Raw genomic sequence first — 11,886 nt, forward strand, 5'->3', positions numbered from 1 at the left:
TTTATAACAAGTCCAGATCTCGTACAACTATCTGAGTTAACACACTTGGCTGATTCATGGCGCAAGCTTGCTAGTCTCGCCTTGAACGCCGGTCCGTCGAAGACTGGTCATCCCGATTAAACACGCCTGAGAGAACGACGCCATGACCCAAAACGCTACAGATATTTCAACGCCGGTATCAGGCGCGGCGACGGTCAAGGTATGGGATATATTTGTCCGCGTGTCTCACTGGACAGTCACAGTCGCATTCTTCATCGCCTATTTCACTGAAGATGACATTCTGACTCTCCATGTGTGGGCGGGTTATACGATTGGCGTGTTCGTCGTATTGCACATTGTCTGGGGGGGTGTGGGCCCGAAGCACGCCCGCTTCAGTGATTTCATGTATCGCCCTTTCAAGGTCTGGCAATACTTGCTCAAACTGATCAGTTTCCGGGCGAAGCGTTACCTTGGCCACAGCCCTGCCGGTGGGGCGATGACATTTGCTCTATTGATCGGACTAGCGGCTACCGTTTGGACAGGACTGGAATTATACGCCGCAGAAGAAAACGCCGGTCCCCTTGCTTCTATATCACGTCAAATTACTCCGGTCGTGCATTCGGAAGCGGCCTTGATTGCGTATGCAAGGGCAGACGATGGGAATGACCGCGACGAAAAGCATGGAAAAGATGATGGCGGGCTCTGGGAAGACTTGCACGAGCTTCTTGCCAACCTGACGCTCACGCTGGTCATCATCCACATTGGAGGCGTTCTTCTGGCCAGCATCGTTCACCGGGAGAATCTTGCCAGAGCTATGGTGACCGGTCGTAAGCGCGCTGAATAGGCCGGTTGGAGCTCTATTCAGAAAAAGCGGGAAACCGGTCTGATGCATATTTCGAATGGCAGGCGACGCACGCATCTATCATCTGGCCAAAACGCTCCCGTTGGGGAGGCCTGTTTTTGGCATTTGCTGCCTCCGCCAATGCTGCTGAAATTTCGTGAAAATTTCTATCCATCCTGACGAAGTCCTCCGGGACCGCTGCCATAAGGTCAGCCTTGTCTTCAGGTGTCATAGATTGGCGCAGAATAAAGCTGTCATGAATCTGCTGGGCTAGCGTCGCCACACGTTCATCGTCACCCGTCACCATGGCTGCAAGAATTTCCTGGCTTGCCTCGTTGACCGACAGCATCTCTTTGCGCAGCAAGTCCTGAAGCTTGGGCGTCAGTTTTGGCGAGACCGGTTCGGCGCTTTGTGCCAGTGCGAACCCGGCAAAGGCAACGCAAGCTGCGAGAACGAGCCCCGGCATTATGTATCGGTATTCAGCGTGTTTTCTCGGCATGGCAATGTCTTTCTTTGTGTCAGGTATTCTGGTCATCCAGCCGCCCATCCCGCAAATGGAAGATGCGATCAAAGCGGTCGAAGATTTTTTCATCATGTGTGACGGCGAGGATCGCTGCCTCTTGCTCGACGGCAACTTTTCGTAACAAATCCATCACGATCCCCGCGCGCTGGGAATCAAGCGCCGCCGTCGGCTCGTCGGCAAGGATGATCCGAGGACGGTTGGCTAGTGCACGCGCAATTGCCACTCGCTGCGCCTCACCGCCGGAGAGATTGGCGGGCATCGCGTCCTTGCGGTGCCCAACCTCCAGATAATCCAGCAGTTCAATCGCCCGCCGTTTCGATTCAGCGGTGTCGTACCCTGCTAGACTAAGAACCACGGCAACGTTGTCGGTACTGTTGAGGAAGGGTAGCAGGTTGTGGAACTGGAAAATAAAACCAACTTTCTCCAGCCGGAGCTTTCGTAAATCGGATCGTAGCCAGTGCCCGTCATCATAGACAATTTCACCATCGAGGCTGACCCAGCCGGTACTGGGCTCGACGATGCAGCCGATGACGTTCAGGAAAGTTGTTTTTCCCGATCCGCTGGGGCCAAGCAATGCGACGACCTCGCCGGGATGGACCTCTAGGCTAACATCGCGCAGGGCATCGACGCGGGTTTCACCGTCGCCGAAATGCTTTGAGACATTCCGCACATGGACAAGCGGCTTTCCGCCAACGGATTGATCCATAGTCAACTCCCCAATGCCGTTGCCGGATCGACCTTGAGCGCCAACCGCACGCCGAGGGCGCTGGAGAGGACGCAGACAAGGATCACCGCCGCCGCAAGCGCGAGCCCATCTTCGGGCTGGAGCACGACACGGCGTGGGAAATAGTCCTTGATGGTCGTGATTAGCAACGCGCCGAACCCGAAGCCGATCGTTCCCATCGCAAGAGCCTGCTGCAAGATAAGCCCGACGATGGTGCGGTCCGGCGCGCCAATCAGCTTGAGGGTGGCAATCTCCCGCAGTTTGTCCATGGTCATTGTGTAGAGGATCAGTGCGATGATAACGGCTGAGACGATCAGCAGCAGGGCTGTGAACAGCCCGATCTGCTTGCGCGCACGCTCTACAACCGAACGTGTCAGGATAAGCTCCTGTTCGGCCTGGCTCATGGCAGCAAGGTGTTTCCAGCGCCGCGCCGCTTCCGCCACGCTTTCCGGCGACACATTCGGTGAGACACGGGCAACGACAGCATTGATTGTGTCTGTGTCTCCCGGGCCGGTGCCTCGCGCGATCTCCCGCCGCGCCGCAGGCGGGGCCAGCTCGAACTGTAGCTGCTGGGAATCTTTCAACGTGATATAGATAACCGGATCGCCGCCGGATGATACTTGATCATCGGTCATGCCGACGACGATGAAGGTATCGCGGCCCAGCTCCACGCGACTGCCGAGCGACAAGCCGGTTCGCTTGTCGGCGACCATTTCATAATGGCTCCGGCCAATCGGTCGTCCAGTGGAAATACGATCAGGCCCGCCGGGGCGTCCGGGTTCGTAACCGGCGACATAGAGCCGAAGCTTCTTCGCGCCGTAGAGCGTCTCGACGGATTGATAGGTCACACTGCCCGCCGCACTGACGCCTTGCAGGCGCGCAATTGCTTCGCGCGTATCACCCGGGATACGCGATGACTCCGCGAACGGCCCGCGCGTTCCCGATTCCACGACCCAGACATCGACGACGGGGGTGCGGACCAGCGTCAACGCGTCTTCGACCAGCCCCCGGTAAATCCCGATCATGGACAGGACAACGCCGAGCAGCAGGCTCAACCCGAAACAGGTGAGCAGAAAGCGCCCGAGATTATGCCGGATATCGCGATAAGCCAGGTTCATGGCTGCGTACCTTCTTGCACCTTGGCTGCACGGCCGTCACGCAAGCCCGGCCGCAGCGCGGTGACGACATGCGTGCCTTCCGGCAGACCGTCTGTGATTTCAAGCCGGGAATCGAGTGTTCTGTGACCAAGCGCAACTTCGCGGCGGCGTAGTTCGCCATCCTTCACGGTCCAGACTGTGCCTTTAGTTCCATCGAAATTCTCGATAGCCGTTTCCGGCACCAGAAGCGCTTTATCGAGGTTGCCGGTCGTGATGAAGATTTCGGCCTGTTCTCCGAGGTGGAAGCTGCTAGGGCAGCGGTCGCAGGCTATATAGACCCGGCGTTCTTCACTCACGCGGTCGCTTTCAATGCCGATGCGGGTTACGTGCCCCTCAAACATTTGCCGGGGCAGAGAACGAAGGCGAACCTCGGCGGGCTGGCCAACCCGCAAATCACCCGCCCGCGCTTCATCGACATAGGCGAGCGCCCAGACGGTTTCCGGGGCGACTAATGTGAAAAGCGCTTCGCCGGGGCTGAGAACGGAGCCCAGCTCTTTGTGGCGCTGGACGATGATGGCGTCATAGGGTGCTCTGAGTACGTGATGATCCAGAAGCACTTTTTCCACGTCGAGCTGCGCGCGAGCGTCTTCAAGAGCGGCCTTTGCAACATCAACATCGCTGATGGCCACGGCCAGTTCGGCGGCAGCCACGTCTTGCTCCATTTGCGCTTCTTCGGCGGTTTCGACCGACACCGTCTGCCGAGCAACCAGCGCCTGTTTGCGCTTGTTTGTCTGTTTCTTCTGGGCAAGAACGGCGCGCGCCTTGCCGACAGCGGCTTCCGCCATCTTTACAGCCGCTTCGGCATTGACCATTCCGGCCTTGGCTTTGGCGACACGGGCTTCCTGTTCGGCGCTGTGCAGGCGCGCCAGGACATCGCCTTCTTTCACCCGGTCGCCATGATCGGCATTCAACTCGACAAGCGCGGCACCGACCTCGAAGCCGATTTTGGAGAGGATGCGCGCCTCTACCGTACCGAGGCCAAAGACCTGCACCGGTACGTTTTCGGCGGGCCGCGCGATCTCCACCGGCAGCGGGCGGATAAACTTAAACAGGAATACGGCCGCCCCGACAGCGCCGATCCCCAGCAGGGGCAAGAGATACCGGAAAAGACGTTTTCTCATGATGTGCCCCTTTCTCTATTTGCGCCCGCACTTCCATAAGCGAGGCCCTTTAGTTGCAGCTCAAGAAGGCGGCTTCCTTCCTCTGTCAGGTTGAAGTTCCGGCCGCTGATGGACCATCTCACGGCAAGGCCCTGCACCAGTCCGATAATGAGAAAAGCGGCATCGTCGGGATCGAGATCGTCGCGCAACTGACCGGCTGCGCAGGCTTGCGCCACTTGCCCGGCGATCAGCTTGTGGAAGCGGCTCATGAGCCCAAAGAAAGCGCTTCGCAGCCCCTTGTTCTTGGTGTGCAGCTCTCGCGAAAAAAGGATGGCGGGGATTGCGGGTGTGGATTGGATTAACCGCAACTGTGCGCCGATGAGGGCGCGTATCCTGTCCGTGGACGGGGCGTCGCCGCTTTGGGCTTTCTTCCAATGCGCCTCCATCATCGACCCGACACGCGCGGCAACCGCCTCCCACAAATCCTGTTTCTTCGGAAAGTGCCGGAATATTCCCGGCTGGGTCAGCCCCACGGCCTCCGCAATTTTCTCGGTCGTCAGCCGGTCAGGCCCAAGCTTGTCGGCCAGACGAAGCGTGGCGTCTATAATTTCGTCCTTGCGGGTTTCGGCGGATTTGCGGACGCGCATATGACATGATCCTAGTTAGTGATTAATCACTAACTAGGATCATGTCATGCCTTTGTCAATTCTCCGTCTTCAATTTTGGCGTTGCTCGTCATGCTTAGTGCTTCTTTCGCCATGCCTAAAAAGGAATCTCACTTCCTATCCTGCAGAACCTTCAGGGCCTTTACCCGTTCCGCATGGCGCAGACTGACGGCCTTACCAATCTCCAGCACCACATCTTCATGCCCTTTGTGTTCTGCCCAGAACGCGGCGGTGCGCCCCTTATCTGTCACCGCATTCGTATCTGCGCCGTGATCTAGCAGCAACATCCGGCACAGCATCTCCACTGGTCAAACATGACGCCAGCTATGCACAAACGCAAACCTCATGGGCGTTGGCTCGCGAAGAACTGGGTGGCCTTTTTTAGAATCTCCCTCTCCTCCTTGAGAATACGATTCTCACGGCGCAGACGTTCATTCTCGCGAGCTAAATCAGCCTGCGGTGCTGCCGTCAGATCACAGGGTCGATACTGCGACACCCAAATCTGCAGAAACACGCCGCCGCGACAATCCGTTCGTTAGTGCAATCCGAACCGCCTCTTGCTTGAAAGCCTCTGTATGCTTCTTCATTTTACCGGTCTCCTTGTGCGAGTGTTATACACTCAAGTCACCGGCACGAAACCGTTACAAGTCCACTTGACCGATGACCGCGGCCGGGGACGATGCCCCCAAAACCTTTTCTGTAACCACTGGACTTCCCCTGCACGGCAAGCATTGCTTGGTGACAACAGGGCTCGGGCCGCGCCGTCTCCGTATCGGCGGTCTTCCAGACCCCGACCGGCTAACCGGCGGGGCTTTGGGTGGTGGAAGGCCTCGCGATCCCCGCGATGCCGGAGCACAGGGAGGCCACCATGCCCAGCCACATGTCCAAGCTCACCGATACTCAACTCCTGATCCTCTCCGCCGCCGCGCAACACAAAGACGGCACGGTCCTGCCGCTGTCCGATAGGCTCACGCTCAACAAAGGCACCACCACGTCGATGCTGAAGGGCCTGATCAAGAAGGGCCTGATCAAGAAGGGCCTGATCGCCGAACGGCCAGCCTCGGTAGGTGCCGAGATCTGGCGCGAGAGTGACGACGGCGGACACTTCACGCTCGCCATCACCGATTTAGGGCTGAACGCCATCGGCGTCGAGCCCGAGGAGGCCGTAGAATCCCCGTCACAGTCTAAAACGACCATGCGGGCAAGCTCTCCGGCCAAGCGACCGAAAGAATCTTCTGCGGCCCACACCAAGCCAACTGCCCCAGCGGGCAGCAAGCAGGCGCTGCTGATCGGTCTGCTGCAGCGCAAGTCCGGGGCCACCATCGACGAGATGATGGCGGCGACGGGATGGCAAGCCCATTCGGTGCGCGGTGCCATCAGCGGCACGATCAAAAAGAAGTTCGGCCAGGCCGTGACCGCGGAAAAGATCGAAGGCCGCGGACGGGTCTACCGGATCGCCGGGTAGGACCAATGGCACCGCGCCGAAAAAGATATCGGGAAGGCATCGACCAGAATCTCGCCGAAGAACTGGCGGCGCTTCCCGGACTGCCGCTCAACGACCTCAAACGGTGGTGGCAGGATTGTTACGGGTCCCCGCCGCCGTCACGGCTTGGCCGGGCGCTGACGGTTCGTGCCATTGCCTATCGCTTACAGGATCAGGCATTCGGCGGCCTCAGCCCGATGACCCGCCGCCAACTGGCCCGGGCTGCGGAACAGATCAGTGCCGGACGCCCGCTATCAGCCCCGCCCACCGCAATCAAGCCGGGCACGCGCCTGTTACGCGAATGGCAGGGTGTTACCCATGAGGTGATCGTGCTGGAGGACGGCATACAATATCGCGGCGAGACCTGGGCATCGCTTTCGGCGGTGGCGCGCGCGATCACCGGCACGCGCTGGTCCGGCCCCCTATTCTTCGGCCTGAAGGGACGTCGACGATGACCGCTGCTAAGCCCAAACTCCGCCGCTGCGCGATCTATACCCGCAAATCGACCGAAGAGGGATTGAGCCAAGACTTCAACTCGCTTGATGCCCAGCGCGAGGCCTGCGCGGCCTATATCCGCAGTCAGGTCGGCGAAGGCTGGACACTGATCCCCGCGTTCTACGATGATGGCGGCTACTCCGGCGGTACCATGAAGCGTCCTGCCCTCGAGCAACTGCTGGCCGACATCCGGGGACGGAAGATCAATATCGTCGTGGTCTACAAGGTTGACCGCCTGACCCGCTCGCTCGCCGATTTTTCCAAGATCGTCGAGGTCTTCGACAGGCACGGCGTGTCCTTCGTCTCAATCACGCAATCCTTCAATACCACCAGTTCGATGGGGCGGCTGACGCTCAATATGCTGCTCAGCTTTGCCCAGTTCGAGCGTGAAGTAACCGGCGAACGCATCCGTGACAAGATCGCCGCCTCAAAGCAAAAAGGTATATGGATGGGCGGGTTCGTGCCGCTCGGCTACGAGCCCGATGGCCGCACCCTTACGATCAACGAAGCGGAAGCCAAGACCATCCGCACGGTGTTTCGGCTCTATCTCGAGCACGGCAATGTCCGCCGCGTAAAGGCCGAGGTTGATCGATTGGGGCTCACCACCAAGATACGCCATGGCAAAGATGGCAAACACCGCGGCGGGCGACCGATGAGCCGGGGCTATATCTACAAGCTGCTGGCCAACCCGCTTTATGCCGGCCGGACCGTCCACAAGGGACAAACTTATGAAGGCCAGCATCCGGCAATCATCGATGCGGCGACCCAAAAGGCCGTGCAGGCGATGCTGGCCGATAACACCCGCGCAACATCGTCGACCACGCGTTCCACCGTTCCCAGCCCGCTCATCGGCAAGCTGTTCGATGAAACCGGCGCGCCGCTGACCCCGAGCCATGCCGTGAAATCGGAACGGCGCTATCGCTATTATATCTCCAAGCGGTTGATCGATAGCACGGTCTCCGGTGGTGAAAATGGCTGGCGTCTGCCTGCCCGCGAGATCGAGCGGATAGTAGCGGACTCCGTTCGTGGCCTGCTCGCCGATCATTCGGCCCTGACGCGGAAAGCGCGGGACAGCGGAATGGCCGCACACCGCATCGTCGGACTACTCGATGCCGCCGCACGATGGCGAGGTGACCCTCTCGACCTTGTTAAACGGATCGATCTTGCACCCGATCAGCTAACCCTCGGCCTCAACCTGTCTTCGTTTGCGCACGGGCCGAACATGGTCATTCGCCACATCGTGCCGGTGCGGATCCGGCGTCGCGGCGTGGAAATGAAGCTGGTTCTGGAAGGAAACGGTTACGCGGTATCAAATCCGGACCCCACGCTGATCAAGGCGATCGTTCGCGCCCACCGATGGTTCGACGATCTCATGTCCGGTCGCGCCCGGTCTCTTGGCGAGATCGCCGAAAAGGAGGGCATCAGCGGCCGCTATATCAGCAAGTTGATGCCGCTGGTTTTCCTCGCGCCCGATATTATCGGGGCGATCCTCACCGGAACACAGCCGGTTGACCTGACGGCCGAGGCGTTGATCAAACGCACCGAGATACCGCTTGGCTGGGCGGAACAAAAAGCCCTCCTCGGATTCGCATGACGCTTTCCGCTCTCCAACCACCTCAAACCGAACCGTCCGAATTGCCCGCAGAGAATATGGGCAGCTCCAGCACGGAGGCATCGGGATTCCGGGCGTCTCCGGTCCGGTTTGCCGCGCGCACCCGCGGGAATGCCCGCGGAATGCGGGGAACCGTAGCGCGGGTTCGAATCTCTTAGGAAATATGAGTTAAAACAGAGACTTATTGGCGGGCAACCACGGACAGCAACCATCGGTTCAACATCTCACCGAACCTGTTGGACCGGGACTTCGCGGTGAGTGGCCCGAACCAGAAATGGGCGGGTGATATTTCCTACATATGGACCCGCGAGGGATGGCTCTATCTGGCCGTGATAATCGATCTCTATTCCAGACGTGTGATAGGGTGGGCGGTTAGCGATCGCATGAAGTAGAACCTTGCGATCCGCGCCCTCGACATGGCGATCAATCTGCGTCAGCCCCCGCCGGGGTGTATCCATCATACCGACAGGGGCAGCCAATATTGCAGCCACGATTACCAGAAACGCCTGCGCGATCAGGGCTTTCACGTGTCGATGAGCGGAAAGGGAAATTGCTACGATAATGCGGCCGTGGAGACGTTCTTCAAATCCCTGAAGGCCGAGCTGATCTGGCGGAACGCACATGACCAGGACGATGGAAGCTTATTTGGCCGCCCGTTTTTCTTTTAATGCGTAAAGTTGGATGGAAGTCTGATCAGAAATTAGCGCAGTGAACCCTGCACGGGACGACGGCCTCGCCCTCTCCCCTTCATGTCCATACCCCCACTGCCATTGTTACGGTGAGCCATGCATAACGAATTCAAGAGCTATTGAACATGAAGGCGTTACTGCGACAAAAATAGGAAACCCCATTGTAGGAGTAACGTGCAATTGAAGGGCTTTTGTTCAATTTGGTACCCCATAAGCGCTCGGTCTGATCCATTTGATTTATTCAACCATCATCAGTTGAGGTAGCTCCGATCTCCTTGGCCAAGCCGTAGGATTGGAATTGATACGACCAAGCTTGTGGACCGGCGCCTTAGCGCCGGTGTGTTCACTATTAATGAAAGAGCAGACCGCAAGGACATGCCGCCATGGTGACGTCCACATAATCGCGCGCCAGCACCCTGTGTCCGTTTCATGGCCATCGCCAAACAGACCCTCGAACACTTCACGGAACAAGCCAACATGTAGCCCACAGTCGAGCTCGGCGTTTAGTTTCTCAGCAATCGAAACCCGCAAGTGACGGAATAACACCACCGGCCGTTTGATAACGGGCATAGAATTGCTGCAGGAATTGATTGGCGACCGCAAAATCATGGATGATGATCATGTTTTCGTCATTCACATCCTCGCCATTGGCACTCCAGTTGGTGGAGCCAACGACGACGGTAGGATCGCTAACCGAGCAGACATCGATAATCATCGACTTGGCGTGCAATTTGCGGGTCTCTGCATCGGGAAACACCGGGGCCAGGTTATTCCAGCGAATATTGGGGTTGTTGACGCTGGTTTGCGATGCCGTGCGTCCGGTCATTTCGATGGAGGCCGACCACCACTGATTCCAGAAGCTCGAATCAAAGACCCCGCGTATGTCAAACCCGATGAGTGTACCGGTGAGATCCGCAGCAGAGCCTTCCCATTTGACCTTCAGGGCGTCCACCAACGGCTGATCGGACCAAGCGAAAATCTCAAAATAGGCAGAGAATTCGGCATCATCGGTAACCATAGACGTAAGACGGTCAACAGCGCCATCGCCGGGCGAGAAATACACTTCTATTGTGCGCCCGCCAACCGTAAAGAGATGTGGCGTGTTATCGCTCTTACGGCCATGGAAATCGCTGGCACCGAGATCCGGCGCCATTGTGGCGCTGCCCCACATCTCGTTGAATTCATCGGTAAAGGCGGCGGCCACTGCAACATCCCGAATTTCCAGAGCATGCTGTTGATTGCCATCAAGAATACCGGCATCGCGATTAGCCTCGGAGCCATAAAGTCCGGTGAAAGTGAAATTCCACGAACCGGTCCAGACCCAGTCCCCGTCGACAATGACGAACTTATTGTGCATCTGACTGGAAGCGGAATAATAAGCATCAGGTGCTTTTAATTCTCCAAGTGCCAGAACAAAGCCGGTTTCGGTCCCATTGCCTATGTTGAGTGTCTCGAAAGACAGCCCTGTCGGACTTGATGGCAAGCCGAAAGCGATGCGTTCGGCACTATCCCCAACGGCAAAGATCGGGGAGTCGGCCAGTAAGACCGCGTCATCCGCAGTGCCGGCAACCATATCGGCTCCCCGTAGAATGCGCTCCAGTGTCAGGCGCATAAGCCGATAGCGTTCATCGCCATCGGGGTCAGACGGGGCCTTGGAATCGGCAATCAGCCGCACGGCAACGCCAGCCGCCGCCCGTTCGATGATGGCATCGGCAATGCCGGGCAAATTGATCTCATAGGTCGCCACATCAAGTGTTGTCCGTGCGCCGCTAATACGGCTTATCAGCCTTTGTTCGAGATTGATCTGGTGATTGGCGGCATTACCAAGGCTCGCATAGCCGGTAAGCGCCGATTTGTTGAAATAAACATTGATTGCTCCCGGCAATTCACTCACTTGATTAAGGAATTGCGGTGTCCCTGATCCGCTGCCGGTATTGGCGGCGCGGGGCGTGCCCAAGCCAGCATCATAGCTGGCGCTTGCGGTTTGCCAGCCGCTCGCGACACGCTCCATCGTCGCCTTCGTGCTGTTGTCACCAGCCGACCAGCCGCTGACACTATCCACCAACACTCCTCCTGCGTCGAGAAGGCTCAAAGCCTCGCCAGAATTCGAAAGCGCGCCGGTATAGATCAGATCGGCAGTGATATTTGGAAGCGTAGCCTCGTCCGTGCGCTCCAGGATGAAAAACCCACCTGCGGCAATCGTCCCGGACAAAGCGATATCGGGCGTGCCGTCACTGGCGCGAATTTGCCAGCCATCAAGGCTGACCGCCTGCGGACCATCATTATATAATTCGATCCATTCATCAGAGGCGCTGTTTGTCGTCCCCATCCAAGCGATTTCATTGATTTGCACCGCAGCATGTGCCGACACACCCCAAACAAGAGCAAACAAAGAAGAAAAGATGCCATTGACAGTTGTATTTCTTTCTATTTTCATAGTTAATCACCAACGTTATTTGTTTCCGTAGGTGACTATTATTGAGCCTTACAATCTTTTAAATTTATTAAGAACCGTTATTCTACATTTATTAAGTGATAGATAATGGCGATCTAGGGTCAGGACCTATTAAATTCGGGGATTCCCATTTGTTGTAATACGTGATTCACCATGGCAAAGG

General features: G+C 57.5%; 11 protein-coding genes and 2 pseudogenes. 5 read left to right on the forward strand and 8 right to left on the reverse strand.

The features are described from left to right. Positions 1-142 precede the first annotated feature (142 nt). Entirely contained in the window at positions 143-823 is a 681-nt protein-coding gene (locus IEX96_RS13660) for a cytochrome b/b6 domain-containing protein (protein WP_150006351.1), read from the forward strand. 13 nt (positions 824-836) lie between these two features. Here IEX96_RS13660 and IEX96_RS13665 read toward each other — a convergent pair whose 3' ends face one another. From IEX96_RS13665 to IEX96_RS13695, 7 genes and pseudogenes are all read right to left on the reverse strand, one after another. Then, on the reverse strand, positions 837-1,355 hold the full coding sequence (locus tag IEX96_RS13665) for a cytochrome c (RefSeq protein WP_188874131.1): 519 nt from the start codon (positions 1,353-1,355) through the stop codon (positions 837-839). Then, a complete protein-coding gene (locus tag IEX96_RS13670) occupies positions 1,339-2,049 on the reverse strand; it encodes an ABC transporter ATP-binding protein (protein ID WP_188874133.1) in 711 nt (236 codons plus the stop codon). Before IEX96_RS13670 ends, IEX96_RS13665 begins: the two co-directional genes overlap by 17 nt. A gap of 2 nt (positions 2,050-2,051) precedes the next feature. Then, the gene (locus IEX96_RS13675) at positions 2,052-3,185 is read right to left on the reverse strand and encodes an ABC transporter permease (RefSeq protein WP_150006353.1); all 1,134 of its coding nucleotides are present in this window, start codon (positions 3,183-3,185) and stop codon (positions 2,052-2,054) included. Then, positions 3,182-4,345 (reverse strand): efflux RND transporter periplasmic adaptor subunit, encoded by a 1,164-nt coding sequence (locus tag IEX96_RS13680; protein ID WP_188874134.1) that lies wholly within the window; start codon positions 4,343-4,345, stop codon positions 3,182-3,184. Before IEX96_RS13680 ends, IEX96_RS13675 begins: the two co-directional genes overlap by 4 nt. Next, positions 4,342-4,971 carry a TetR/AcrR family transcriptional regulator gene (locus IEX96_RS13685; RefSeq protein ID WP_150006354.1) on the reverse strand — a complete coding sequence of 210 codons (630 nt, stop codon included), beginning with the start codon at positions 4,969-4,971 and terminating at the stop codon, positions 4,342-4,344. Before IEX96_RS13685 ends, IEX96_RS13680 begins: the two co-directional genes overlap by 4 nt. 128 nt (positions 4,972-5,099) lie before the next feature. After that, complete coding sequence (locus tag IEX96_RS13690) at positions 5,100-5,276, reverse strand: hypothetical protein (RefSeq protein ID WP_188874136.1); 177 nt, start codon at positions 5,274-5,276, stop codon at positions 5,100-5,102. A gap of 30 nt (positions 5,277-5,306) precedes the next feature. Next, a pseudogene (locus IEX96_RS13695) lies at positions 5,307-5,576 on the reverse strand (IS3 family transposase); the annotation flags it as partial. Between the two features lie 281 nt (positions 5,577-5,857). Between IEX96_RS13695 and IEX96_RS13700 the strand changes: the two are divergent. From IEX96_RS13700 to IEX96_RS13715, 4 genes and pseudogenes are all read left to right on the forward strand, one after another. Beyond that, positions 5,858-6,454: a DUF3489 domain-containing protein gene (locus tag IEX96_RS13700; RefSeq protein ID WP_229773762.1), complete on the forward strand. Its 597-nt coding sequence runs from the start codon at positions 5,858-5,860 to the stop codon at positions 6,452-6,454. 5 nt (positions 6,455-6,459) lie between these two features. Continuing rightward, positions 6,460-6,927, forward strand: coding sequence for a DUF2924 domain-containing protein (locus IEX96_RS13705; protein WP_150006355.1), 468 nt, complete (start codon positions 6,460-6,462; stop codon positions 6,925-6,927). Continuing rightward, on the forward strand, positions 6,924-8,561 hold the full coding sequence (locus IEX96_RS13710) for a recombinase family protein (protein WP_150006356.1): 1,638 nt from the start codon (positions 6,924-6,926) through the stop codon (positions 8,559-8,561). Before IEX96_RS13705 ends, IEX96_RS13710 begins: the two co-directional genes overlap by 4 nt. Positions 8,562-8,767: 206 nt before the next feature. Next, positions 8,768-9,196, forward strand: a pseudogene (locus tag IEX96_RS13715) (IS3 family transposase); the annotation flags it as partial. A gap of 583 nt (positions 9,197-9,779) precedes the next feature. On the opposite strand, the gene IEX96_RS13720 reads toward IEX96_RS13715, so the two are convergent. Continuing rightward, positions 9,780-11,705 carry a phospholipase D-like domain-containing protein gene (locus IEX96_RS13720; protein WP_150006451.1) on the reverse strand — a complete coding sequence of 642 codons (1,926 nt, stop codon included), beginning with the start codon at positions 11,703-11,705 and terminating at the stop codon, positions 9,780-9,782. Positions 11,706-11,886: the final 181 nt, after the last annotated feature.

The sequence above is a fragment of the Iodidimonas muriae genome, assembly GCF_014647255.1.
GTDB classification, from domain to species: domain Bacteria; phylum Pseudomonadota; class Alphaproteobacteria; order Sphingomonadales; family Rhodothalassiaceae; genus Iodidimonas; species Iodidimonas muriae.